The sequence below is a fragment of the Enterococcus sp. DIV0183 genome (assembly GCF_050541505.1).
GTDB lineage: Bacteria > Bacillota > Bacilli > Lactobacillales > Enterococcaceae > Enterococcus > Enterococcus faecalis.
On the sequence record NZ_CP172932.1, the window covers coordinates 2,252,730 to 2,278,025 of the forward strand.

Genomic DNA, 25,296 nt, shown 5'->3' on the forward strand with positions numbered 1-25,296 from the left:
ATTGTGGTTATAACGGTTGTACCTCCCACGTCTTTCATATCTTTAAATATGAAACGAACTGAGAAGCTACTTCTTTGAGTAAGTGTGGAATAAAAATTATTCTACGATGATACCCATGCTTCGTGCAGTTCCTGCAACCATGCGCATTGCTGCTTCAACGTCAGCGGCGTTTAGGTCTGCCATTTTAAGTTCAGCGATTTCTTTCACTTGATCGCTTGAAACTGTTGCAACTTTAGTTTTGTTTGGTTCACCTGAACCTTTTTCGATTTTTGCAGCTTTTTTCAATAAGACTGCAGCAGGTGGTGTTTTAGTAATGAATGTAAATGAACGATCTTCATATACAGAGATTACTACTGGAATAATTAAGCCTGCTTGGTCAGCTGTACGAGCATTGAATTCTTTAGTGAATCCCATGATGTTGATACCTGCTTGACCTAACGCTGGACCTACTGGTGGAGCTGGTGTTGCTTTCCCCGCAGGAATTTGTAATTTAACGATTTTTTCTACTTTTTTAGCCACGAAAATACCTCCTTAAGTTCTCGTGCGTGGTTAATGGGGTTGAGATTTCCCCTCCCACTCAACGTACATTTAAAACATACCCTATTACTATACAGGATTCCCTTTACTTTTTCAAGATGTTTTTATGATTTCAAGACAATTTTTTTATCCGTTATTTTCTTCATGAAATGCGCATCATGCTCAATCACTAGCATTGCAGGCTTCACAGATAAGATTAGCGCTTCTAATTGTTGATGATTAAACACATCCAAGTAATTAAGGGGTTCATCCCAAATATAAAGCTCTGCTGATTGAGACAATGATTTGGCTACTTCGACTTTTTTCCGTTGCCCCATACTCATTTGTTCAATTCGATTAGTGAAAACGGCACGCTCCATCCCAAGTTTTCGTAAGTTATTTAAAAATTGGGTGTAATCTAACTGATTTTTCTCTGCAAATTCGGATAAAGTTCCTTGATTGTCTTCATAATCTTGGCGCACATAAGAAATGGTTAATTGGTGAGCCAAAGTGGCTTCGCCTTCTGAATCCCCAGAAAAATTATCCAATAAATACTGAATCAAGCTCGATTTTCCTGAGCCATTTTTTCCTGTTATTCCGACAATTTCTCCCGCGTTTATTGAAAAAGAAATTGGCGCAAACAGCCAATTTTTCTCGTAGCCTAGACGAAGCTCTTCCACCGTCAATAATGTTTTGTGATGCGTTGGCTGATAATCCATTGACAAAGAATCAATATACTCAAGATCTTTTAATAGTTTTTCTTTTTCTGCTAATTGTGTTTCGGCGCGTTGTTGAATATGTTTCGAGTGCTTCATTACGCGCGCTGCCCGGGCACCAATGGCTCCTGTATCAAAAATCGCCCCGCTCCCTTTTTCCTTAGCGTTGCCGTACTTATCACCTTCACGGTTCATCGACCATTCCGCTTTTTTACGAGCGGTTTCTTTCAAGCGATTGACTTCTTTTTTGATTTTTTCATTTTCTGCTAGTTCAAAAGCATCTCTTAATTTTTTTTGCTCTTCATAAATAGAAAAATTCCCTTGATACAGCGTCAATTGACTTTTTTCAATCGCCAAAATATGATCAACCACTTCATCAACAAATGCCCGATCGTGGCTGACTAAAATAAACCCGTGTTTCTTTTTCTTCAAATATTCAGCCACTTGTTGTCTGCCAGCTAGATCTAAGTGATTTGTTGGCTCGTCAATTAAAGGAAAGGCATTTTCTTCAATAAAAAGAAGACCTAATAAAACTTTCGTCTTTTCGCCGCCTGATAAAGAAGAAAAGGGACGCCATAAAACTTCAGGATCAACGTTTAAAAGCGTTAATTCTCGTTCTAATTCCCACTGTTCAAAAGAAGTCACCTCTTGTAAGACATAATAAGTGAGCTGTTGTTCTTCTGCAACTGTTTGTGGAAAATAGACGAAATCGACTTGATGAAGAATCTCTCCTTGGTAATCCAACTGCTTTTGTAACAATCTTAATAAGGTTGTTTTCCCACGGCCATTGCGGCCAATCAATCCTAATTTCCAATTGGTATCCATCGTGATATTTGCCTGATCAAAAAGCAATACTTCTTGATTATCATAGGCAAAAGATAGTTGTTTTAGTTCAATTTTCGACATAAATATACCTCCATAAAGCAAAATTGATGCAGCTTTACGGAAATCAGCGGCATCAATCCAAGGTATACAAAAAGACCCGTGGCTGAATTCTTTAAGCTAATTTCCGAAAATCCGCACACTCCACCCGTTATAATCAGGCAAAGCTATACAGTTTCTCTAAAAAATTAACTTAAATTTTCAACGCACGAATCCCTCTTTTCGTCTTTTATTATCTAGAATTTAGCATCTCTTCACTGATTTGTCAACGAAGGCCCCTTGCTTTCATTCTGATAAAAATTTAAATTATTCGCTAAAACACAAGCGATTGCCTAGTTCCCCGCCATTTTTTGTGTTAGACTTCCAATGAAAACATATTCTAATGAAGAAGGTGCTGAAATGGAAGAGTTACGCTTTAATAGTGTTTTTGATATTATCGGACCTGTTATGATTGGTCCAAGCAGTTCTCATACAGCTGGAGCGGCAAGAATTGGAAAAGTGGTTCGCAGTATTTTTGGACAGCAACCTGATAGCGTTGACATTTATTTATATGAGTCTTTTGCTAAAACTTATCGTGGTCACGGAACAGATATCGCCTTAGTTGGCGGCCTTTTAGGTATGGAACCAGATGATGAGCAACTAGCCAATTCTTTGGAAATTGCTTATGAACAAGGAATGGAAGTTTGTTTTATTCCTAAAAGTGAAAAAGCAGACCACCCTAATTCCGTTAAAATTGTGGTTTCTTCTGGCGACCGAAAACTATCTGTGACAGGAATTTCAATTGGTGGTGGAAACATTCAAATTTCTGAATTAAATGGCTTCAAATTGTCTTTAAGTATGGGCACGCCAACATTTATCGTTGTTCATCAAGATGTTCCTGGCATGATTGCTAAGGTGACCAACATCCTTTCAGCTAGCGATATCAATATTAGTACAATGACCGTTACCCGAGAATCTAAAGGGGAAAAAGCGATTATGATTATTGAAGTTGATCAAGCCGAAGTCGGTGACATTGTCATGCAATTAGCTGAAATCCCTCATATATATAGCGTTAACTATTTTGACTAAATGAACGTAAAGGAGTAATACGATGTTTTATTCAATTGAAGATTTGGTAGCTCAAGCGAAAGAGTACCCTTCTGTGAGCGAATTAATGATTGCAACAGAAATGGCTCATGGCGGGTATTCTCGTGAACGAATTATTGAAACAATGGAAAAAAATCTAGCCGTTATGAAACAATCTGTCGCTGAAGGAATCGCTGGTGTTACCTCAGTAACAGGGCTAACTGGTGGCGATGCAACCCGCTTAAATGATTACATACATTCAGGCAACTTTTTAAGCGGTGAGACCATTTTACAAGCCGTGCGAAATGCGATTGCTGTTAATGAAGTTAATGCAAAAATGGGCTTGATTTGTGCTACACCAACCGCAGGAAGTGCCGGAGTAGTTTCTGGCGTCTTGTTGGCAGTTATTGATCGCTTAAAGTTAACCCATCAGCAACAATTGGATTTTCTATTTACCGCTGGGGCTTTTGGCTTAGTGATTGCCAACAATGCCTCAATCAGCGGTGCCGAAGGTGGTTGTCAAGCTGAAGTCGGTTCTGCTAGTGCAATGGCCAGTGCCGCTTTAGTTGCGGCTTCTGGCGGTACGCCTGATCAATCTGCTCAAGCTGTGGCTATTACGATAAAAAATATGATGGGCCTCATTTGTGATCCTGTTGCAGGACTTGTTGAAGTCCCTTGCGTGAAGCGAAATGCATTAGGTTCTTCTCAAGCCTTCATCTCAGCTGATATGGCTTTAGCGGGGATTCGAAGTGTCATTCCACCAGACGAAGTCATCCACGCAATGTACCAAGTGGGTCGCCAAATGCCACAAATTTTCAAGGAAACAGCTGAAGGCGGTCTTGCGGTGACACCAACTGCACAACGTTTAAGTAAAGAAATTCTAGAGAAACAAAAATAGAAATAACTATAGCAAGAAGCTTACAGAAAAAAACGTCCATTCGTTTTTTCCGTAAGCTTCTTCTTTAATAACTTGTTCCGCCTAAACCAACCACAGCGACAATTCCATTCATGACATCTTTCATCGTTTCACCTACAAATGAAACAGTTCTACCATCAATGCGTTTAATCATTGGTAACATTTCAATACGATCTGCTTGTGCTGTCGTCACACATTGCAATTTTACAGTTGCAGGTGTTTGCAAGGCATATCGGGGTAATTCAGACAACGCAAAGGAAGTTAACACCTGACTTGTAGTTGCTACGATAGCTTCCCGAACTTGTTGCATGGGTCTATTTTTGATTGCATAACGTCCCAGAGATTCTTTGGTGGAAACAAAGGGAACTTCGGGCATCATTTTTTCTTGAAAAAGTTGTTCCTCTAAGCCTGATTCACCGATAATTAAACCAACAGGGACACCTAATTCGCTAGCGTAAGCTGCATTAATTGTCGTTTCATTCATCTCTAAGTCGTTTATTTTTAAATCATAAGCAACACTAGCGCTATACCCATGATCCATATTCCCTTTTTGTTTACCAATACCGGCATGATAACCTAAGAAAAAGACTACATCATAGCTACTATCCAAGCCACTCATCATATAATCCATGCGAGGAAAACCGCTCACTAAGGAAATTCGTTCATCCATTTCTGCCAAGCGCGCATAAGCTAAATTCAATCCACGGCTATGCGAATCGGCAATAGTAATTTCTGTAATTTGTTCATTTTTGGCACTCTTTTGAATCCCTTCAATCAGCCAAGCCACATGTTGGTGATATAATTCTCGGAATAAAACGGTGTCTTCTTTTTCCATATCAAATGTCGCAATACCTGCTAATCCTTCAATATCGCATGACACATAAATCTTCATTTGTTCCACTCCTTTGACAATGGCTGAACCAGTGCTTGAATTTTGTCAGCATCTAAATTTTTGATTAATTGAATGACTAATTCTTTCGCCGCTTGGTAATCTTGAAAGTCCACATAGCAATGGTGTGTGTGTGCGTAACGGACAGGAATTCCTACAACAATCGTCGGGGCTCCTTGAACTTGTGTAATCGCCATGCCATTGGTTCCACCACCACTTCGAACAGAAACTTGAACAGGAATTTTGTGTATTTTAGCAATCTCTAGTGCATACTCTTGAAATTCCGGATTCGTAATCATAGAAACATCAAAATAACGTAACATCGGTCCTTTTCCCATTGCTGATTGAATCATCTCTGGCGTTTCTGCCGTATCATCAGCCGGGCAGCCTTCGAAAACAATAGCTAAATCAGGATTGACTTGCTTTGCGGCAATAAGTGCTCCTCTTTCGCCAACTTCTTCTTGTGCAGTTACTGTCGCAACTAACTTGAATGGAAGTGTCTCTTCTTTCAACTCCTCCATGACGTCCACTAAGCAAGCACAGCCAATACGACAATCAAAAGCTTTTCCTAAAAAAAGATCTGTCTGTTCGTTGTAACAACACGTCACATCTGGAATGACCGGTGCACCAAGATCGATTTTGTACGTTTCAATTACTTCTTCTTTTGAGGTAGCACCAATGTCGATCGTCAAATCAGCAATGGTTAATGGCCGCTGACGTTCCTCTGGTGTCATAAAATGAGGGGGCCGACTAGTAACTACGCCTGGCAGATAGGTGCCTTCCCGGTTACGAATCCGAACTTTTTGTGCAGAAATCGTATTAGGGACCCAGCCACCTAACGGAAGAAAACGCAACAAGCCGTTTTCTTTAATTGCTTGAATCATAAAACCAACTTCGTCACTATGAGCATCAAAAAGCACAACTGGACCTTCACTTAGATTATTTTTCTTCTCAAGATATAAATTTTTAATGGCATCTAGCCGTTGAATAGTAAAATCCGCAGTTGCATGTTGAAGGATTCTAACGACTTCTGTTTCAAAGCCTGAAACACCATTAGCATTTGAAAGTTCCTGAATTAATTGAACAGCTTGACTTTTTTTCATTTTTTCCCAACCTTTACTTATCACTGATAGAGACTGATTTGTAATAGCCTAAACCTAATGGACCATAGACTAAATTTTGGACAGAATCGTCCACTAAGCGTGCTTCTGTTAATTGATAAAGAGGAACTAGGGGTGCTTCTTCCGCAACCAATTGATCCGCTTTTTGTAATGTTTTCCAACGTTCTTCATATTTATTTGCATAAGTTACGTTTGCTTCTTGAAGCAACTGATCAAAGGTCTTATTAGACCATTTACCAAAATTATTGGAATTTTTTGATTGCAATAGGTTTAAGAAGTCGATTGGATCAGCATATACTGGCGTCCAGCCACCAACCACAATGTCGAAATCTCCGCTGCGACTTTTTTCTAAACGATTATTAAAAGGAACTGGCGAAACATTGACTGTTAAATTTTCTAAATTATCTGCTAAAGCTCCTTGAACATACTCACTGATTTTTTTAGCATTTTCTGTATCCGAACTTAAAATCGTTAGCTCCGCTTTTTCAATTCCTAATTCTTTTTTAGCCGTTTGCCATAACTCTTTCGCTTTTTCTGGTTCACTAGGATTTAAATCTCCTAATTCCTCTGCAAAATCTTTTTGCGTTTCTTGATTAGTGAAACCTGTTGGCACGAAGCCAAGTGCTTTTTTTGAGCCATCATTTAAAACATTTTTAGCTAAACGTTCAGAATTCAATGATAATGCTATTGCTCGACGTGCATTCTTATTTGCCAAAAGATCTTTTTGGGTATTTAATTGGATATAATACGTTCCAGGAATTTCACGAATTTTCAAAGCTGCATTGCCTTGTTCTTGTGCAACAATTTCTCCAGAAATTTTTACAACATCTAATTCTTTCCCTTCGAAAAGATTTTTCCCAGTATTGACTTCTTTAACTACTTGGACATCCACCTTATCTAGCGAAACATTCGCTTGATCCCAATAATTTTTATTCTTCACATAGGACCAAGTATTATTCGTGCCATCCCAACCTTCTAATGTGAAGGCGCCATTGTAAAGTGTTGACTCAGCTGATGTACCATAGTTTTTGCCCGTTTTTTCGACAAATGCTTCATTTAAAGGATAAAAAGCTGGTACCGCCAATAATTGTTGAAAATAACTCATAGGATAGCTTAGCTCTACTTCCAAGGTATGGTCATCAATGGCTGTTACTCCTAACTCTTCTTTAGATTTGCCACCGTCAACAATAGCACGATAATTTTTTAGCCCTTCAAAATAATACGCTTGCGGGGAAGCTGTTTTTGGGTCCACTGTGCGCTTCCAAGAATATTCAAAATCATTGGCTGTGATTGGCTCGCCGTTACTCCATTTTGCATCTTTTCGAATCGTAAAAGTATAGCTTAAACCATCATTGGAGGGCTGTACTTTTTCAGTTGCCAATGCTGGTTTAGCTTCTCCTTTTTCGTCAAAGGAGAAAAGGCCCTCTCCTACTTGACTCATTACATCTGCTGCGGTATTATCCATTGCCAACGACACGTCTGCCGTTGATAATTCCGAATCAATCCCGACCCGTAATACCTGTTGTTCTTGCTTTTTGGTTTCTTTCCCAACACTTCCACAGCCCGAGAGAAGTAGAACCATGATTGCTGCCAAAGACAGCCTTTGCTTTGTTGCCCTTTTCATAAAAACACCTCATTTTTTTATTTTTTGATACCTTTTTCCCACAAAATTATTTATAATCTGATAAAGGAGGTTTGCTCATGAACTTAGATTACTTAAAAGAAACGTATCATTTAACGAAAACAGAAAGTCAGATTTTGTATTATTTGGATCAACAAAGTACGAATGCGGCCGATTTGAGTATTCGGGAAGTTGCCAAACACTGCTTTTCTTCGCCTAGTTCCATCATTCGTTTAGCCAAAAAATTAAATTTATCAGGTTATAATGAACTTATTTACAAATTAAAAGAAGCCCATTTTTCTCAGCCAATCCCTTTTGAAACAGCGCCTTCATTTGAAACAACCAACGAGTTTTGTCGACTGCTTGCCAAACACAAGAGTCATTTATTTGTTATTTTAGGTCATGACTTTTCACGACATTTGGCGGCTTACATTAGTGAAGTTTTCAATTTTCATGGCATCCCCAGTATCACAACAGCCCATACTCATTCGATAAATAGTCAAAATAATCAGAATTTTCTTTTTATCATTCTTTCACATTCTGGTGAAGAAAAATACCTAAAAGAAACAGCTCTGCTTGCGAGAGAGAAAAAACATCCTATCATTTCTTTTGTTGGCGCCAAAAATTCAACTCTTGGTCGACTGGCAGATCTCGTTTTTTCAACTGACTCTTACAGCCCGTTTTCAACAAGTGTCGCTCAGCCACAAATGTTTTTTGGCCAAACATTAATCACCTTTGAAGCCTTGATTTGTGCTTATTTAAATCATGAGGATTACATTCCAATATCTCCTAAAAATAAATAATTTTATTTATTATAGCTGAAAAAAGCTATTTTGCTAGCCAAAGTATAGAAAAAGGCACATGTTCCATTTTTTATGGAACATGTGCCTTTTTGCTATTTTTTACTCGGCCATAGAAATTCGATTAGCAATTGATCTACTTCAGGATTTTCATGTAATTGGCTATGTTGTGCATTTTCTCCTTTAATAATCTGGCTAGTGACTTGAGTTCCTCGCTGTCTTAGCAAGGCGTTGACTGCTAAGGCACTAGATAACGGTACCGTTCCATCACTTAAATCTGTTGGACTTAATTGACCACCAATTAATAAAATGGGCAGTTTTTCTGGAACAACATTAATCATCTCTTGATAATCCAAATAGCGGCTACTTTTTTCTGTGGGGCCGTTTTCTAGTTCCGTTTCGATGGTTTGCTGTTGACTCGTATCAATAAAATCATTGAAAGGTGCTCCAATGCTGACGAATTTTTCAATTTTAGGTAACGATGCGTCTTGCCCATAGGTTCCTAAATAACGTAAACCACTAACACCACCCATAGAGTGCCCGACAATATTGGCTTTGTTCACTTGATAATTTTTTTGTAAATAGAGTAATGTGTTTTTTATCCATTCTGTTTGATTCCATTCATTGTTTTTATTATCTTCAAATAGAACTTGAACACTGGGATTCGTCGCTTTGCCACTTAAAGCTCCTCGCTCTTTAACCACGGTCCCATCAGGTTTAACGAGTAGCACTAATTCTTGAGTTGTGGCACCTTGTTTCTCCAAGCGATGCAGTAACGAGCCAAACGAATTTTTAGTTCCTGCGTAACCATGAAAAAAAAGCGTTGGTGTTGTTGTGCGGTTTAACTCAACAGTTGCTTCTTTTGTGGCGGCTTGGTTGTCATCCTTCGTAGTTGCCCCAATTTGGCAAGCACTTAATAATAGAACAAGACCCATTAGCAAAGAAAAATAACGATATTTTTGGGCATGTTTCATTTTTTTCATTCCTTTCTGCGATGAACTAAAAAAGGGCTTGGAAAAGAAGTCAGTTGACTGCTTTTCCAGACCCTACAATCTGTATCAATCAGCTGAACAATAGTTTGTCAGCTTGTTTATTAATCAATGTTATCGACTTGTTCAAAGTCTAATTCTGTACTTGTTTCACGACCAAACATATCGATGTTTACTTTTAATTTTTGTTTTTCTTCATCGATTTCTGTCACAACACCTTCAAGACCAGAAAAGGCACCTTCAATAATTTTCACTGTATCGCCTAGCGCTACTTCTAAGTCTGATTGACGGGTGCTCATGCCAATTGAACGTAAAATGTGGTTAATTTCTTCTTGTAATAAAGGAGCGGGTTTACTACCAGCACCATGTGAGCCTACAAAACCAGTTACGCCTGGCGTGTTACGAACAATATACCAAGAATCATCGGTCATAATCATTTCCACTAACACATAACCAGGGAAAGTTTTATGAACGATTTCTTTTTCTTTACCATTTTTGACTTCTTTTTCTGTTTCTTCTGGTACAACGACACGAAAAATATAATCGCCCATCCCCATGCTTTGTGCACGTGATTCAATGTTTGCTTTTACTTTATTTTCATAGCCTGAATAGGTGTGCAATACGTACCAATTTCTTTCAAAAGTTTCCATTACTGATTCGGCTCCTTTAAATGTTTTAGTTTATTTTTTTCGAGCAAATAAAAAAAGCTCAGTTTCCCGAAGCTTTTTCTCGAATACTATTATAGCACCCCTCGTCGGGAAATACTAGAATTAATTATTTTAAAATCCAGCCAAATGCCGTTTGGATAACAGTATCCATGATAAAGAACAATGCTGCAAATAAAATAGATGTTTCAATTACAACTAATGTATCTTTACGCAATTGTTTTTTTGTTGGCCAAGTTACTTGCTTCATCTCATCAGCAACGCTGCGGAAAAATTTCATGTTGATACCCTCCTCTAAATCTATTTCGTTTCTTTATGTAACGTGTATTGATTACAATATTTACAGAATTTATTGATTTCTAAGCGTTCGCCACGTTTACCTTCACTAACGGATTTAGAATAGTTGCGAGAGCCACAAACGGAACAAGCAAGAGCTGCTTTCTTTGTTGCCATGTTCTTCGACCTCCTCTATTCACAAATTTACTTCTTAACAGTACCATTATTCGAAAAAGTTGTCAAAGTTTAATTTACTTTTTAAAGAAGCACTGTGCCGATTCTTACGTAATTTTTTACCATTATCGCGAATACGTGCTTGATTTCTTTTATAAAATATCTGATTTTTCTTTATTTTCTATTTATTTTAACAAAATTGCTTTTATTCTGAGGTCTCAGCTATTGTTTTCTGCTAAGTTATGATATGATAAATTTATTAAAAATGAACCCTTAGGAGGCCTGTTTATGTTATTAAAATCTGTAGTTATTAAAAAAGATAATTTAACAACAGTCAATGAATCTTGTACTCTAGAAGAAGCTCTTTCTATTTTAGAAGACTCAGGTTACCGTTGTGTCCCAATTTTAGACGAATCTGGAAAAATTTTCCGAGGAAATATCTATAAAATGCATATTTACCGCCACAAAGCAAACGGTGGCGATATGAGTTTACCTGTTACCTATTTGTTAAAAAATGCCACAAAATTTATTTATGTCAACACTTCATTTTTCAAGGTATTTTTTACTATTAAAGAACTACCTTACATTGCTGTTTTAGATGAAAATAATTATTTTTACGGCATTTTAACACACAGCACCTTATTAAATATTTTAGCGCAATCTTGGAATGTAAAACAAGGGAGCTACGTTTTAACAATTGCTTCAGTTGGTCAACAAGGCGACTTAGCAGCCATTTCAAAAATCATTGCCAAATATAGCAGCATCGCCAGCTGTATTACATTGGATGTTGATAGTGAAGAATTTGTTCGTCGCACACTTATTACTTTACCAGCCGGCACAACTGCCGAAACGTGTACAGCCATTGTAGAACATTTAGAGCGGAAAAACTTTAAAGTTGTAGAATTGGAAAATTTAGAAGACGAGTAAAATTTACGACCTTTATCTTAGGATTTAAAGCTAGGGAGGCAAGTCAAAATGACTTGCCTCCCTAGCTTATTTTTTAGACTTCTTCACCAATAATTCGAACTTCCGTTTGCAATTCAACATCAAATTTTTCTTTAATCACTTCTTGGATATGTGCAATTAATTCCACATAATCTGTTGCGGTTGCATGATCGATGTTAACAATAAATCCCGCATGCTTTTCGGAAATTTGAGCACCGCCCCATTTTAAGCCTTGTAAGCCAGCGTCTTGGATTAATTTCCCTGTAAAATGACCAACAGGGCGTTTAAAGACACTGCCACAAGAGGGATACTCTAGCGGTTGCTTCAGTTCACGAAGTTCCGTTAATTCATCCATTTGGGCTTTAATTTCTGCATGGTTTCCTTTTTCTAAAGCAAACGTTGCTTGCAAGACAATGCAATGTAATTCTTGAATTTCACTATGACGATAACGGAAATTCAGGTCTTCTTTCGTCATTGTTTGGATAGTTCCATCTGCCAACAGCACTTCTGCAGACTGGAAAACATCTTTAATTTCCCCGCCGTATGCTCCAGCATTCATATAAACAGCACCACCGACACTTCCCGGAATGCCACAAGCAAATTCAAAACCAGTTAAATCAGCTGCTAAGGCTTCATAGGTTGTATCAATCAGCTTGGCACCAGCATCCACAATCATGGTGGTACCGGCTACTTTGATTTCTTTCATTTCTGTTAGCATAATCACGACATCGCGAATACCGCCATCACGAACAATCAAGTTGCTAGCATTGCCTAATACTAACCATGAAAGTCCTTGTTCTCGGCAATACGCCACAATCTCTTCGACTTCTTTTTTTGTTTTGGGTAAGGCCAACACATCAGCTGGGCCACCTGTTTTGGTAAAGGTTACGTTTTTTAATGGTTCATCTACTAATAAAGTAATTTCGTTTAATGTTTCTAACATAGCTTTAGTGTTCACGAAAGTTAGTCCTTTCTTTTCAAAATATCTGTCTTATTCTAGCATGATAGAAAGAAAGTTGCTAGTCCTCTTTAAAGAACATGCCGTTGTTGTTGGCGTAGCATTTCTTCACATAACGCATGACTTTCATAGACTTTTTCTTGCTTTAACTCTTGCTCTTGCGGTTTTTGAATGGCCTGAATGAAAGCAGTAACCATTTGGTAAAAACCTCTTTTTTCCAATGTTGGCGTCCAATCTCCCATCTCTTTTACTTGGTATTCTTCTTCTGTTTGGATGGTCAAATGCGTTAAATTTTCCAAGCGATAAGTACCTGTGGGGCTGGTGACTTCAAAAGTTTCTGTATTGGCTCCAGAATGTAAATCCATGGAACAAACAATCGTTGTCTGTTCGGTTTCTAATTGTAAAATTGCTCGTTTTAAATGACCGTTTTCTTCCACTAATTTTGACTGCACCACGTGGAGCGGTCCTTCCGCTAAATAAACTGCGGTATCAACGACATGTAAAAATAAATCATACATCATAAAACTTGTTTCTCTCGTTGTATTGATGCGGTTTTTTTTAATAAAAATTGTTTGTTTTTCAGGAATATTTTTCAATACTTCCGTATAAGGGGCAAAACGACGATTGAAGCCAACCATCAGGCGCAGATTTTTGGCTGCTGCCAATGCTTGTAATTCTTTGACTTCAGCAAGCTCTTCACTTAAAGGTTTGTCCACAAAGACGTGAATACCGGCCTGTAATAATTGGCGAACGACTGCACCATGCACTTTTGTGGCTACATGGACAAAGCAAGCATCAATCTTTGCTTCAATCAATTCTTCTATGGTCCCAACGGTTTCTGTAAAGCCATACTGATCAGCGATTTTTTGTCGTGTTTCTGGGTTCCTAGTCGCTAATACAAACTCTGCCAAGTGGCGGCATTCACTATAAGTTGGCAAATACGCTTTTTGTGCAATGTTTCCTAAACCAATGACTCCAATTTTCATTCGTTTGTCCTCATTTCTGCTCTTTTTACTATTTTATCATAGACTACTTCTTTCCAAAAATCAGTCATTTTCTCTTTTTCTTTTCAAGTATTTAAAACTTCTTTAAAAAGTATTAGAATAGAAGAAAGCACCAAGCGACCTTTTCTTTGGTTCTGGTTTGCACTGAAACGAGCAAAAGCGTTTCTTATTTGAAAGGAGTTTCAACAATGAAATGTATTTCTTGGAATGTCAACGGCTTACGAGCGGTTGTTAAAAAGAATTTTATGGATGTTTTTAATGAATTAGATGCAGATTTTTTCTGTTTACAAGAAACAAAATTACAAGCTGGGCAAATTGATTTAGAACTTCCTGGCTATCATCAGTATTGGAATTATGCCGAAAAAAAAGGCTATTCTGGCACAGCAATTTTCGCTAAAGAAGAAGCGTTAAGTGTTCGCTATGGCTTAGGTATCGAGTCTCACGATCAAGAAGGCCGCGTGATCACTTTAGAATATCCAGAATTTTTCATGGTCACTTGCTACACACCAAACTCACAAGCTGAACTAAAGCGTTTAGCTTATCGAATGACATGGGAAGATGCGTTTCGTGCCTATTTAAACGAATTAAATCAAGAAAAACCCGTCATTCTTTGCGGTGACTTAAACGTAGCTCATCAAAATATTGATTTAAAAAATTGGAAAACCAATCAAAAAAATGCGGGGTTCACGCCTGAAGAACGGCAAAAATTTACTGAGTTATTAGACAGTGGTTTCACTGATACATTCCGTTATTTTTATCCAGAAGCTGAGGGCATCTACTCATGGTGGAGTTATCGCTTTAATGCACGAAAAAATAACGCAGGTTGGCGGATTGACTATTTCGTTGTGTCAGAATCCTTGAATGAACGTTTAGTCAGTGCTAAAATCCATACAGATATTCTTGGTAGTGATCATTGTCCAGTGGAAGTTGTACTTGATTTTTAAGTGTTACTCAACGCGTTGAAAGGAGTTTTTTTTAATGAACTTTTACGCTTTTGACTTTGAAACAGCTAGTTATGATAAACATAGTGCCTGTTCCATTGCAATTGTTAAAGTAGAAAATAGTCGGATTGTGGATGAATTTTACACGTTAATCAAACCAGAAACACCTTTTTTCTGGCGAAATACGCAAATTCACGGCATTCATGAATCAGATGTTGTCAATGCGCCCAAATTCCCTGAAGTATGGCAACAAATTCAGCATTGTTTTCAACCAAATCGGTTAGTGGTCGCTCACAATGCAAGTTTCGATTGTAGTGTTTTGGCTGGCTGTTTAGATTACTATGGCTTAGAACAACCTAATTACCTTTCTTTATGTACAGTCAAAACGAGTCGCAAACTGTTTCCTGAATTTCCTAATCATAAATTAAATACCGTTTGTGAAAACCTCAATATCACTTTAAATAATCATCATGATGCTTTAGAAGATAGCCGTGCTTGTGCCGAAATTCTTTTACAGCAAGAACAACGATTTGGGGTTGAACCTTTAAAAAAATTAGTATTGGTGAAATAATCCAGTTCTTGTTTCCAGCGAAGGCGTTATCTCTTTCAGTGGCTAGTTGGCAGGAGATAACGTCTTTTCTTTTACATAACTTTTCCGCTAAAACAAAAATTTTTCAGAAAGGACGCGATGATGTATTCGATTCTTTACTTATTCACAGACTCTCTCAAAAATGCGTGGCGCTCAAAAAACCAATTTAGTACGTTGATTCTTATCTTTATTATTAGTTTTCTGACTTTTTCTGCTCTATTATTGACTTTGTTGTTTTCTCGATGGCTTTCACAAATGATTCTTCTTGATAATTATGCAGTGATTCCTCCCTTGACAATTTTCAGAGGTTTGGCTGGAATCAGCGCTGGAACACTCTTTTTCTTCCTGATTAGTTATATTTGCCGAACTTTCTTCCTAACTTTTTTAGAGCAAAAAAACGACTTACTGATCTTAGCTCTTTTAGGTACGAGAAAATTACAAATTTTAATTAGCTATGCCTTACAACCCATCTATTATTTGATTTTTATTTTGCCTTTAGCTGCTTTTCTAGCCAATAAGCTCATTCAACAGTTTATCCATGATTTTTTCAGCGAGGTACCTGGTTTAATGCATATCGATAGCTACATGCAAGGTATCTTTTTACCACTAACAGGAAGCCTATTGTTCATTTGCTGTTGTGTCTTTTTAATTCTTTTTAGGAAACTCAATAGCCTAATCAAAAGAGATACTTGACTAACTATGCGAAAAAAGTGAGAAATACGTCATCTCGACGTATTTCTCACTTTTTTGAATGGCTTAGGTCTTTAGGCTAATTACTTTTTTCCGCCTCTTTTAAGCCAAGGCTTCAATAATTTCGGTCATTGTTTTTGAACCAAAAATCATTTGTTCTCCATCAATTAGCATTGCTGGAACGCTCATAATTTTCTTTTCTTTTTTCAACTCTGGAAATAGACTAATGTCCACCATTTCTGCTTCCACATGAGGATTAATTGATGCAATACGTTGGCAAGCCGCCACGACATCGGGACAGAAATGACATGTTAGTGAAACAAAGATTTCTATTTTTCTTTTTGGCAATGCAAGTATGTTCTTTTGCAGACTTGCTTCTAACGGCTGCCCCTCGCTGCCGACATTATAAACCGCCAAAACCAACGAGTTTACTTCATGGCCACTAGGAATACCACTAAATTTAATTCCTGTATAGTTTCCTGCCGCATCTAAGAGCACAACGCTAGGCATTTTTTCAATCCCATACAGCAATTCTTTGGCTGGTTCAGTATCTTTCAAAATCGTTTCTAAAGTAATCTTCTGTTCCAGACTTGCAAATTCTGTTAAGAATGACTGAAGTTCCAATGATTTTTCATCACTTGCATCCAAAAACTGAAGCAATGTCACTTTTTTGGTTAGTTTAGCGAAAATACCGCTTAATTGTTGGCGCATACTTTCTGGGAACCACTGATGCTTACCAGTAACTTTCGCTGGCTGTTTTTCTTTTGGTTGCTGACTGTTTGTTTCAGGGGCAGATTGATTAGCTAATCGTTCAGTCATTCGCTTCGTTACAATCGGTTGGCCCGCCTGTGTTTTTTGTTCTGTCACGTAACGTTGCGCATGAGTGGCGGCAATTGCACCGTCTGCAACCGCCGTCACAATTTGACGTAATTCTTTTATTCGTAAATCTCCTGCTGCATAAACGCCAGGAATATTGGTTTCCATATTTTCAGTTGTTGGCACATACCCACGGTCTAAGGCAATTTTTCCTTCAAAAATTTCTGTACTTGGTTTATTTCCAGCAAAAACAAACAGACCAAATGTACTGTCTTTTGGCGCTTCATAAACCGTTTCTTCTCCCGTCTGGTTATTGACAAACACAGCTTTTCGGACAAAATCATCTCCCGTAATTTCTTTCACTTCTGTGTTATAAACAATCTTAATTTTCGGGTGATTTTTAGCCGCCTCCGCAGTTAATTTTGCACATGTAAAATCAGGTTCTCGGATAATCATCGTTACTGATTTACCGTAACGTGTCAAATAAACGGCCTCTTCCGCTGCTGCATAACCGCCGCCAATCACAAAAATATCTAGGCCTTGGAAAAACTCCCCATCACAAGTAGAACAATAGGCCACGCCGCGTCCTGTAAATTCACTTTCACCAGGGAAACCAATTTTACGAGCAGAGGCCCCTGTCGCAATCAATACTGCATATGCTTGGTAGGTTTGACTCGCCGATTGAACAGTTTTTATCGTTTGACTAAAATCAACATCAATAATCTCGTCGTTTGTAAAAGCTACACCGAAGTCTTGTGCTTGAATGCGCATTTCTTCCATTAGTTCTGGACCTGTTGTGTGACGAATCGCTGGATAGTTCACAATTTCAGAAGTCGTCGTTACTTGTCCACCAATTTTCTCTTTTTCAATAATTAAGGTATCCATCATTGCGCGACCTGCATAGATACCTGCAGATAAAGCAGCTGAGCCGCCACCAATAATAATCAAATCGTAGATTTCTTCTGTCACTTGCTTCTCCTCTTTCTTCTGTGTTTCAGAAAAAGAGCTGAACAAAACATTTTCTCTGTTTTATCCAACTCTTTGACCTCTATTTACAAAGCGAATTTAAATTTTACCAACTAAATCTAAGCTTGGCGCAATTGTTTCTTCTCCTGGTTGCCAATTGGCTGGACAAACTTTATCACCATGTTCTGCTACAAATTGAGAAGCTTCTAATTTACGAACAAGTTCTTCAGCATTACGACCAATACCCATGTCGTTGATTTCATAAGATTTGATGTCCCCTTCTGGACTCACAATAAATGAAGCACGGTAAGCCATTCCAGAAGCTTCATCTAAAACGCCAAAGAAACGAGCAAGTTGACCGTTGGGATCGGCTAACATTGGATATTTAATTTTTCCAATCGTTTCTGTAGCGTCAGCCCATGCTTTATGCACATAATGACTATCTTCTGAAACAGAGTAAACCTCACAATTTAATTCCTGTAAATGCGCATAATGCTCTTGCATATCCCCTAATTCCGTAGGACACACGAAAGAAAAATCAGCTGGATAAAAGAAGAAAATACTCCATTTTCCTAAAATATCTTCTGTTGATACTCGTGTAAATTCACCATCGTGATAGGCATCACATTCAAAGTCAAAAAGTTTTTGATTAATTAAATTCATTGTCGTTCCTCCTCTGTTTTTTTACTCTTTAAGGATAACAGTTTATAATTATTCCGTCAATAGAATAATTATAAACAAATGAGGTTTTATTAACGTATAATACTGTACTATTGAGAATTTTATGACTATCATTCTCAATTAGAAATAGCGAGATAACTTTTTAAATAACAAAAAAAAGAAAGCGAATCATTAAAAGAACTTGCTTTTTAACGATTCGCTTTCTTTTTGTGAAGACATTCTTTAACTATCTAAAATAATCGTTTCTTTCTCTTTGGTAATTAAAATAACTCCATCACCAAGAGGAACTAAAGTAGAAGTTAAATCAGGGTGCGCCATGACTACATCTAAAAATTGGTTTAATTTACGATGAATCGCTCGATTTTTTTTCGGTACTTCCTCAGCAGGGTCTAAAATTGTCCCAGCTTGAAATACATCATCCACCATCAAAACGCCGCCAACTGGTAGCAACCGTAAACATTCAGGTAAAAATTCAATGTATTTTGATTTGGCACTATCCATAAAAATAAAGTCATAAGGTCCTTCCAACGTTGGCAGAATCTCAGCTGCTTGTCCTTCTAAAAGAGTGACCTTTTCTTCTAAGTCCAGGCGTTGGTAAGTTTTCTTCGCTTTTTTTATCATTACGTCAAAACGATCAATCGTGGTCACGTGACCATCTTCACCGACAAATTGGGCCATCAAGCTTGAAGAAAAACCAATTGCTGCCCCGATTTCTAAAATATTTTTGGGCTTTAGTTGTCCTAGCAAAAATTGTAGAAAAACTACTGTTTCGTGCGGAATAATCGGCACCCCTGCTTCATTGGCTTCCGCCTCCACTGCACCTAATTCTCCGGGAAGTTTCTTTTGTTTTGTACGCATATACTCAACCAATTCTGGTTTAACGACTGGTCGATGCATCATTTCGTTTCTCATCACTTTCGCTCCTTTTCGTCCCTTTATTATACGAAGTCCTTGTTCCTCTGTAAAGGATTGAAATAGGATTCTTATTATTTGTTTGAAAATAACATGCACATTCTTAACTTCCTAGCTAAGTGCGGATTACTTCTTGTAAGCACATTTTTTCTTTGTTTCTGCTATTTTTTATTAAGTTTTAATTAGAAAACGTCAAAAAGTAGCCCTCAAGAACATACTTATTGATTTTTTCTCGTTATTTCTTATAAAAATACTTCTACATATGTTAATATTTTCCCTTAAATCACTATTAATTCTTGCTATTTCAAGCCCCAAAACAAGCCTATAACCTTGCCAAAATAAGAAACGTCAAATTTTACTACTTTGTCTGTAAAAATTTGATATCACAAAAGAAAGGAAATCTTGTATACTCTTTACAGATAGTGATTTATAGTGAAGCACATAACCAAATTCCCGGACTTGACTTGGTTCAAGTACATATGCAGGCGAGCTATTTGATATCTCCCTGATAAAAATCGTTTCGACGATTTTGCACATAGCACTACCTTTCTAAAAGCTAAAAATTATTTTTAGCTAGAAAAAAGACAACCGTTTGAAACGGCTGTCTTTTTTTTTAATAAATTAACCCAAGCAAATCTTCTTTTTCGATATTGCCAAAGTATTTTTTAACGTCAATTTGATCAATGGCTTCTTCTAAAGAAGCTTTATCATATTTCACGCCGGTTAAAATATCTTCAACATCTTTAATTTCACCAAGCCCAAAGAAGTCCCCAAAAATTTTAATTTCTTGAATGGCACCATCCGCCACATTCATTTTCATTTCAATTGAGCCAATTGGAAAACGATGGCGACGTTCTAAGTTAAATGCAGGTGATTTACCATAATTCCAATCCCAATTGCGATAGTATTGCTCTGAAATTTTGTTAATAGCCGCCCAGTCTTGATCAGTTAATTCATACGTTTTAACTTGGTCGATCGAATCTACGCCGAAAATTTTCAAAAGAATTTCTTGGCGGAATTCTTCCGTTGTCATCTCTTGTTTATCTTCAGATAAAAATGGTTTAATGTTTGTTACCCGTGAACGAACAGACTTGATACCTTTAGATTCGATTTTATCTTTCCGTACTTTCAATGTATTTACAACTTCATCAATATCACTATCAAACATTAAGGTTCCATGTGCAAACATGCGGCCGTTGGTAGCGTACATCGCATTTCCTGAAAACTTCATATCATTAATCACTAGGTCATTGCGCCCTTTTAATTCGGCACCTTCAACGCCTAAGTCGTGCAATGCTTGAATAATTGGTTGGGTAACTTTCGCAAAATCACGGAAAGAGTTGCCGTCATCTGGCATAATAAAACTAAAATTCAAATTACCATGATCATGATAAACGGCGCCGCCGCCACTTAAGCGACGAACAACATGAATGCCGTGCTCATCTACATATTCTTTGTTAATTTCTTCAATTGTATTTTGGTTACGGCCAATAATGATTGACGGCTCGTTAATGTAAAATAAAAGAATGGGCTCATCTAAAGGCATTTCTGTTAACAAATATGTTTCAATTGCTAAGTTCACTCGTGGGTCATTATTTTCATTCGGTACAAAAATCACAATCGGTTCTCTCCCTTGGTATAGTTACTTTTTTAAATCTCAACTGTTAAATCTGGTTGGGCTAATGTCACTGGAATTTCCGTTCCAGCATAGTTTTGCGCTTCTTCACGTAGTTGTTCCAATGACCCATGTTGTGGTAAATGGGTCAACATCAATTGTTTGACTTGTGCTGCTTTGGCAATTTCACCCGCTTCTCTTGACGTAAAGTGTGCATGATGTCGTTCATTACCTTCAAATAAGTACGTATCCGCTAAGAATAAATCAGCGTCTTTTGCAAAGTCTTCAAAACTTGCTAAGTAACCAGAGTCTCCTGTAAAGACAAAGACTTTGCCAGTCGCTTTTTCAACAATCCGCATCGCGTAACAAGTGACAGGATGAATCGTTTCCATGAAAGTAATTAAAAATGGTCCTACTGCCAACTCTTCTGCTTCAAAATACTCTTTCCCTTCGGAAACGTTAGGAAGCGTTAGTTCTTTGAAATGCATTTGATCTTGTGTATGGCCATATATTGGCAAAATAGGAGTCGGTTCCAGCGTTGGATAAAGCTGACGATAATATTGTAAAACACCTAAATCTGCGATATGGTCATGATGGTAATGCGACAGAATGACAGCATCTAATTTCAATGGATCTAGATAGTTTTCTAAACGCACTAATGTCGTACTGCCTGCATCAATAAGCAAATGAAAGCCTTCAGATTCTAACAAATAGGAACTCGTTCCTTCTCCTTTGTATGGATAAGCACCTAAACAGCCTAAGACAGTCAATTTCATGTGTGGACAACCTCCTTCAATACGATACTTCCATGTTACCATAAAATAACGGAAAAACGAGGTTAAAACGCTTAAATTTTCACAAAAAGACCAAAGAAAAAACCTGAACCCTTTGTCGAGATAACGAAGGATTCAAGCTTCTTTTTTATTCTTCGGCTAAACCTTTTTCTTCTAAGGCAGTTTGATAAAAACTAGCTAACGCTACATAGTTATAAGGAATCACCCATAATAGACCGATACCAATAGCTAAAAAGCCCACAATATACCAACCAATAAAAGAAAATTGTAAACATAAATATTGCCAAAAACGATTTTTCATTAAATATAACGCCTGTTTCAATGCCATCATAATTGGCAGTTCTGGATTATCAAAACGTAGCCACACAGCAAATTGAAAAACGCCACTCACAAATAAACCAATTAAAAAGATCAAGATAGTGGCAACGCCAAATGCTAGGAAAAAGGAAAAATCATTTAAGAAAAAGGCTTGGATTTCCTCTGGTGTAACTGTATTAAACATCAATTTGAAATACAAGGTTGTCCCTGCCCCAAATAAAATTGGTAACAAAAATAACAAACCAATTACACGTTCAAGTACTTTTTGAAGTAGGTTGACCACAAATAGCGGACCATAATATTTTCCTTGAAAAACACTCATTAAAATATTGACCCGCACCTTTTCACCACGTAACACCTTCAAGGCTGCGTAATATAGCGCATAACTTAACGCGAATAAAACAAAAATTTGCAGTAATACTGCGGCAAAACTACTTTGAAAAACTTGATTTTCACCAGAAAATAAATTTTGCACAATCGATGTTAAGAAGCTCTGTAAAACCACTCCTAAGAAAGTTAACCAAGCCATGATCCCCCATTGCCCATCAAGAGCTCTGCGAGCATTGGCACGATGTTGCGAATTTGTTACTAAACTTTTCATTCATTCCATCCTTTCTGAAACTAATAACTAGTCAATTTAGCGACTGTTTCTTTATCTAGACGTTTCACCACTTCTGTGACTAATTTGACTGTGTTGAAATAATCATCTTCATGAATAACTGAGGTATGTGAATGCAGATATCTAACAGGCACCGTGATGGCTAATGATGGAATCCCGTTGCGCGTTAAATGCATGCGGCCAGCATCCGTACCTCCCCCTGTAATCACTGTATATTGGAAGGGAATGTTATTTTCTTCCGCCACTTGAATAACAAAATCACGTAATTTTTTATGCGGAATCATTGATGCATCATAAATCAAAATTTGTGGCCCTTCACCTAAAACAGAGTCGGCTTCTTTAGGTGTCATTCCTGGTGTGTCACCAGCTGTTCCTGTGTCTAAAGCAAACGCTATGTCTGGATTCACAAGATGCGTACTTGTTTGCGCACCGCGTAGCCCCACTTCTTCTTGCACATCACTGCCTGCAAATAAAATATTGGGGTGCCCTTCTGTCGCTAAATTTTCTAAAACTTTTAATGAAACGGCCGTACCAATTCGGTTATCCCACGCTTTTGCCAATAAAAATTTTGTATCATTCATGCGACGATAGTCAATATATGGTGTCACCATATCCCCTGGATGAATCCCCCATTCTGCAACTTGTTGATCGCTACTTGCACCAATATCAATAAACATATCTGCAATCTCATAGGGTTTGTTACGAACTTCCGCTGTTAACACATGCGGTGGTTTAGACCCAATGACACCATGGTAAACCTTACCAGTCGTGGTTTTAATCTGAACTTGTTGGGCCAACATCACTTGCCCCCACCAACCACCAACGGTTTGAAATTTTAAAAAGCCTTTTTCTGTGATTTGGGTAACCATGAAACCGACTTCATCCATATGCCCAGAAATGTAGACTTTTGGTCCTTCTTTATCACCAACATTTTTTGCAATAATACTGCCAAGGCCATCATATAAAAATTTATCCGCATACGGTGCTGCATACTTTTTAAATAACGAACGTACTTCGTCTTCATTCCCAGCAATCCCTTTAGCACTTGTTAAATCAATTAACATTTTTTCTTCTTTTGCATCCATAAAAATAACTCCCCTCAAAAACCAATTTTATCCATTATACCACGAACTAAAAAAATACTTACAAAAAATAAATTGAGCAACGTTCTCCACTAAAAATAAACGAAAAAACAGCCTGCACGCTCGTTATTCAACGGCAGGTACAGGCTATTTTCATTGTTACGAAGCGCTTCTAGTCCGCTTCAGATAATTGGTACTTGATCCATCTTGCCTTCTTAAAATTGAGGTAAGACCAATGGATTTTGTTGTTGCCAATCTGTCTGATAAAAACGATCATCAATTTGATACGCTAACTTTTTAGGCGCAGGTTGTTTCATAAATTCATCTACTTGACGATCAACAGCGAGCCAACCACGCCAACCTAAATGAATCGTGTCCGCCATAAAGTAACGTTCATTACTACATGTTGAGAAGTCAGCAATGTTAGTAAACCCTTGCTCTTGAAGTTGATATTTCAGCTTGCGTGCTACTTGTTGCAACATATCTTGTGACAAGCCCGTATAGTCCGACCAACGTTTGTTAACAGGTGGGATTACAAATAAAACATCGACATTTTTTTCTGCTAACTGTTCTAACGCAGCTTGGAAATCACCATATTCTGGAGAAAAACGATAATCCCATTTCTTTTGTGAATGAGCTAATTTCGGTAAAACTGGTTTAATCCGTTGGCGATAAAAACCGTTACTAATTTCAAATTTATTATTATTAATGGCTTTTGCCGCAATTTTTCCAGCTAGCTGATCTAATTCATTAAAATTATAAGTAGCAGGTAATTGTTTCATATCTTTTTCAACAATTGGTTCTCTGCTAACCATGCCAATTTGGCTAAACAATTCATCTTCACGATTCAAGAAACGGAGATTCATTATAAAATAATCTCGTTGAGAGCGTTGGGGAAGTTGCCCTGCCTGCAGATTTGCCAAAGTTTCCATTAAGACTTTGTCTTTTTGAACAACTGGAAATTTGGTCAAACGTTGTGCTAGATATTGGTCACCGCTGGTTAATTCGGTTAAATTAGCTAACCATTGATAGGTTTGTAATTGTGAATAGTGTGCACCAAAACTATCATTAGGTACACCCTTTTTGACAAACCATTGCGGAGATAAAATAAAGACCGCTTTCTTATTGGCAATCGCATCGCCCATCGAATGAATGACCATTGCTTGGGTTAATGACTGTGTGCCCGCTTCTCCTAGTAAAAACGGTCGGTAGTTCCGTTGATACTTTTCAGAGAGCACACTAGGGTGGAAAGCACTAAATCGACTTAATTCAGAAGAGCCAAAAAAAGGAACATATTTACCAGAAGCCACTGCTTTGTTTTTAATCACATTGCCTTTTAAAACGTTCGGTGCCATTGACGTTGATGCTTCCTTCAACGTTTTTTCGGAAGTTAAATTGATTCTGAACGGTGCAAAAAAGAACACTGCAACCAAGACCGCTGAACAAAGCACTGGACCTAAGATTCTGATTAGTCGTTTTTTTCTAGACATTATTGTAAAGCTTCCACTTGTTGAATGATTTGTTTTGGTGTTCCCCATACTTCACGGTCAAAGTCTGATACAGGAACTTGGATTCCTAATTGTCCTTCAATTTCTACTAATAATTGAACCGTCGCTAAAGAGTCCAATAATCCTTCTTCAAATAATTGAATGTCTTGATTGTTCACAACTTCGTCTGTTCCTGTAATATCTTCTAAAATGTTTAATACTGTTTCTTGAATGTTCATTATAAATTGC

27 protein-coding genes are annotated in these 25,296 nt (G+C 37.6%); 7 read left to right on the plus strand and 20 right to left on the minus strand.

Annotation, left to right across the window (positions count from 1 at the left end; all coding sequences use genetic code 11):
• Window positions 1–96 precede the first annotated feature (96 nt).
• Window positions 97–519 (minus strand): 50S ribosomal protein L11, encoded by a 423-nt coding sequence (rplK, locus tag IGK72_RS10905; protein WP_002356424.1) that lies wholly within the window; start codon window positions 517–519, stop codon window positions 97–99.
• A gap of 122 nt (window positions 520–641) precedes the next feature.
• A complete protein-coding gene (gene lsa(A), locus IGK72_RS10910) occupies window positions 642–2,138 on the minus strand; it encodes an ABC-F type ribosomal protection protein Lsa(A) (protein ID WP_430608795.1) in 1,497 nt (498 codons plus the stop codon).
• A gap of 375 nt (window positions 2,139–2,513) precedes the next feature.
• Between lsa(A) and sdaAB the strand changes: the two genes are divergently transcribed.
• The gene (gene sdaAB / locus IGK72_RS10915; protein WP_002414070.1) at window positions 2,514–3,182 is read left to right on the plus strand and encodes an L-serine ammonia-lyase, iron-sulfur-dependent subunit beta; all 669 of its coding nucleotides are present in this window, start codon (window positions 2,514–2,516) and stop codon (window positions 3,180–3,182) included.
• Window positions 3,183–3,204: 22 nt separating this feature from the next.
• Window positions 3,205–4,077 (plus strand): L-serine ammonia-lyase, iron-sulfur-dependent, subunit alpha, encoded by an 873-nt coding sequence (gene sdaAA / locus IGK72_RS10920; protein WP_002367199.1) that lies wholly within the window; start codon window positions 3,205–3,207, stop codon window positions 4,075–4,077.
• Window positions 4,078–4,141: 64 nt separating this feature from the next.
• On the opposite strand, the gene IGK72_RS10925 is transcribed toward sdaAA, so the two are convergent.
• The 3 genes from IGK72_RS10925 to IGK72_RS10935 are packed head-to-tail and all read right to left on the minus strand — an operon-like array spanning window position 4,142 to window position 7,729.
• Window positions 4,142–4,987 (minus strand): M55 family metallopeptidase, encoded by an 846-nt coding sequence (locus IGK72_RS10925; RefSeq protein WP_010707192.1) that lies wholly within the window; start codon window positions 4,985–4,987, stop codon window positions 4,142–4,144.
• Window positions 4,984–6,087, minus strand: a complete 1,104-nt coding sequence (locus IGK72_RS10930) for a M42 family metallopeptidase (protein ID WP_025194202.1) — start codon at window positions 6,085–6,087, stop codon at window positions 4,984–4,986. The genes IGK72_RS10925 and IGK72_RS10930 overlap by 4 nt, the downstream gene beginning before the upstream one ends.
• Before the next feature lie 13 nt (window positions 6,088–6,100).
• Window positions 6,101–7,729: a peptide ABC transporter substrate-binding protein gene (locus IGK72_RS10935; RefSeq protein ID WP_165548645.1), complete on the minus strand. Its 1,629-nt coding sequence runs from the start codon at window positions 7,727–7,729 to the stop codon at window positions 6,101–6,103.
• Between the two features lie 77 nt (window positions 7,730–7,806).
• Here IGK72_RS10935 and IGK72_RS10940 point away from each other — a divergent pair, with 77 nt between their 5' ends.
• Window positions 7,807–8,529, plus strand: coding sequence for a MurR/RpiR family transcriptional regulator (locus IGK72_RS10940; protein WP_002407253.1), 723 nt, complete (start codon window positions 7,807–7,809; stop codon window positions 8,527–8,529).
• A 92-nt stretch (window positions 8,530–8,621) separates the two neighbouring features.
• On the opposite strand, the gene IGK72_RS10945 is transcribed toward IGK72_RS10940, so the two are convergent.
• The 4 genes from IGK72_RS10945 to rpmG form a co-directional block, all read right to left on the minus strand.
• Complete coding sequence (locus tag IGK72_RS10945; protein ID WP_002407254.1) at window positions 8,622–9,509, minus strand: alpha/beta hydrolase; 888 nt, start codon at window positions 9,507–9,509, stop codon at window positions 8,622–8,624.
• A gap of 110 nt (window positions 9,510–9,619) precedes the next feature.
• On the minus strand, window positions 9,620–10,165 hold the full coding sequence (nusG, locus tag IGK72_RS10950; RefSeq protein WP_002384070.1) for a transcription termination/antitermination protein NusG: 546 nt from the start codon (window positions 10,163–10,165) through the stop codon (window positions 9,620–9,622).
• 124 nt (window positions 10,166–10,289) lie between these two features.
• Window positions 10,290–10,460, minus strand: coding sequence for a preprotein translocase subunit SecE (gene secE / locus IGK72_RS10955; RefSeq protein WP_002356409.1), 171 nt, complete (start codon window positions 10,458–10,460; stop codon window positions 10,290–10,292).
• 20 nt (window positions 10,461–10,480) lie between these two features.
• Window positions 10,481–10,633 (minus strand): 50S ribosomal protein L33, encoded by a 153-nt coding sequence (gene rpmG / locus IGK72_RS10960; protein WP_002356408.1) that lies wholly within the window; start codon window positions 10,631–10,633, stop codon window positions 10,481–10,483.
• A 285-nt stretch (window positions 10,634–10,918) separates the two neighbouring features.
• Between rpmG and cbpA the strand changes: the two genes are divergently transcribed.
• Window positions 10,919–11,557 (plus strand): cyclic di-AMP binding protein CbpA, encoded by a 639-nt coding sequence (gene cbpA, locus IGK72_RS10965; protein WP_002365057.1) that lies wholly within the window; start codon window positions 10,919–10,921, stop codon window positions 11,555–11,557.
• Window positions 11,558–11,630: 73 nt separating this feature from the next.
• Here cbpA and murB read toward each other — a convergent pair whose 3' ends face one another.
• Both murB and IGK72_RS10975 read right to left on the minus strand, forming a co-directional pair.
• The gene (murB, locus tag IGK72_RS10970) at window positions 11,631–12,518 is read right to left on the minus strand and encodes a UDP-N-acetylmuramate dehydrogenase (RefSeq protein ID WP_002387193.1); all 888 of its coding nucleotides are present in this window, start codon (window positions 12,516–12,518) and stop codon (window positions 11,631–11,633) included.
• 86 nt (window positions 12,519–12,604) lie between these two features.
• A complete protein-coding gene (locus IGK72_RS10975) occupies window positions 12,605–13,519 on the minus strand; it encodes a Gfo/Idh/MocA family protein (RefSeq protein WP_002359452.1) in 915 nt (304 codons plus the stop codon).
• A gap of 206 nt (window positions 13,520–13,725) precedes the next feature.
• On the opposite strand from IGK72_RS10975, the gene IGK72_RS10980 reads away from it, so the two are divergent.
• From IGK72_RS10980 to IGK72_RS10990, 3 genes are all read left to right on the plus strand, one after another.
• A complete protein-coding gene (locus tag IGK72_RS10980; RefSeq protein WP_023894972.1) occupies window positions 13,726–14,481 on the plus strand; it encodes an exodeoxyribonuclease III in 756 nt (251 codons plus the stop codon).
• 34 nt (window positions 14,482–14,515) lie between these two features.
• Window positions 14,516–15,049, plus strand: a complete 534-nt coding sequence (locus tag IGK72_RS10985) for a 3'-5' exonuclease (protein WP_002356400.1) — start codon at window positions 14,516–14,518, stop codon at window positions 15,047–15,049.
• A gap of 120 nt (window positions 15,050–15,169) precedes the next feature.
• Window positions 15,170–15,760: a hypothetical protein gene (locus IGK72_RS10990; protein ID WP_031324150.1), complete on the plus strand. Its 591-nt coding sequence runs from the start codon at window positions 15,170–15,172 to the stop codon at window positions 15,758–15,760.
• Between the two features lie 99 nt (window positions 15,761–15,859).
• Here the strand turns inward: IGK72_RS10990 and IGK72_RS10995 are convergent, their stop codons facing one another.
• The 9 genes from IGK72_RS10995 to dltC all read right to left on the minus strand — a co-directional run bounded on the left by IGK72_RS10995 (window position 15,860) and on the right by dltC (window position 25,286).
• Window positions 15,860–17,542: an FAD-dependent oxidoreductase gene (locus IGK72_RS10995; RefSeq protein ID WP_023894970.1), complete on the minus strand. Its 1,683-nt coding sequence runs from the start codon at window positions 17,540–17,542 to the stop codon at window positions 15,860–15,862.
• A gap of 96 nt (window positions 17,543–17,638) precedes the next feature.
• A complete protein-coding gene (gene ahpC, locus IGK72_RS11000; RefSeq protein ID WP_002367212.1) occupies window positions 17,639–18,202 on the minus strand; it encodes an alkyl hydroperoxide reductase subunit C in 564 nt (187 codons plus the stop codon).
• Window positions 18,203–18,442: 240 nt separating this feature from the next.
• Window positions 18,443–19,132: an O-methyltransferase gene (locus tag IGK72_RS11005; protein ID WP_002381418.1), complete on the minus strand. Its 690-nt coding sequence runs from the start codon at window positions 19,130–19,132 to the stop codon at window positions 18,443–18,445.
• Between the two features lie 613 nt (window positions 19,133–19,745).
• The gene (locus IGK72_RS11010; RefSeq protein ID WP_002356394.1) at window positions 19,746–20,750 is read right to left on the minus strand and encodes a lipoate--protein ligase; all 1,005 of its coding nucleotides are present in this window, start codon (window positions 20,748–20,750) and stop codon (window positions 19,746–19,748) included.
• A 32-nt stretch (window positions 20,751–20,782) separates the two neighbouring features.
• Window positions 20,783–21,523 carry an MBL fold metallo-hydrolase gene (locus IGK72_RS11015; RefSeq protein ID WP_002356393.1) on the minus strand — a complete coding sequence of 247 codons (741 nt, stop codon included), beginning with the start codon at window positions 21,521–21,523 and terminating at the stop codon, window positions 20,783–20,785.
• A gap of 145 nt (window positions 21,524–21,668) precedes the next feature.
• Complete coding sequence (locus tag IGK72_RS11020; protein ID WP_002365061.1) at window positions 21,669–22,460, minus strand: DUF975 family protein; 792 nt, start codon at window positions 22,458–22,460, stop codon at window positions 21,669–21,671.
• 20 nt (window positions 22,461–22,480) lie between these two features.
• A complete protein-coding gene (locus IGK72_RS11025; RefSeq protein ID WP_002367214.1) occupies window positions 22,481–23,563 on the minus strand; it encodes a M42 family metallopeptidase in 1,083 nt (360 codons plus the stop codon).
• Window positions 23,564–23,775: 212 nt separating this feature from the next.
• Window positions 23,776–25,050 (minus strand): D-alanyl-lipoteichoic acid biosynthesis protein DltD, encoded by a 1,275-nt coding sequence (gene dltD, locus IGK72_RS11030; RefSeq protein ID WP_002359447.1) that lies wholly within the window; start codon window positions 25,048–25,050, stop codon window positions 23,776–23,778.
• Window positions 25,050–25,286 carry a D-alanine--poly(phosphoribitol) ligase subunit DltC gene (dltC, locus tag IGK72_RS11035; protein ID WP_002356389.1) on the minus strand — a complete coding sequence of 79 codons (237 nt, stop codon included), beginning with the start codon at window positions 25,284–25,286 and terminating at the stop codon, window positions 25,050–25,052. The genes dltD and dltC overlap by 1 nt, the downstream gene beginning before the upstream one ends.
• Window positions 25,287–25,296: the final 10 nt, after the last annotated feature.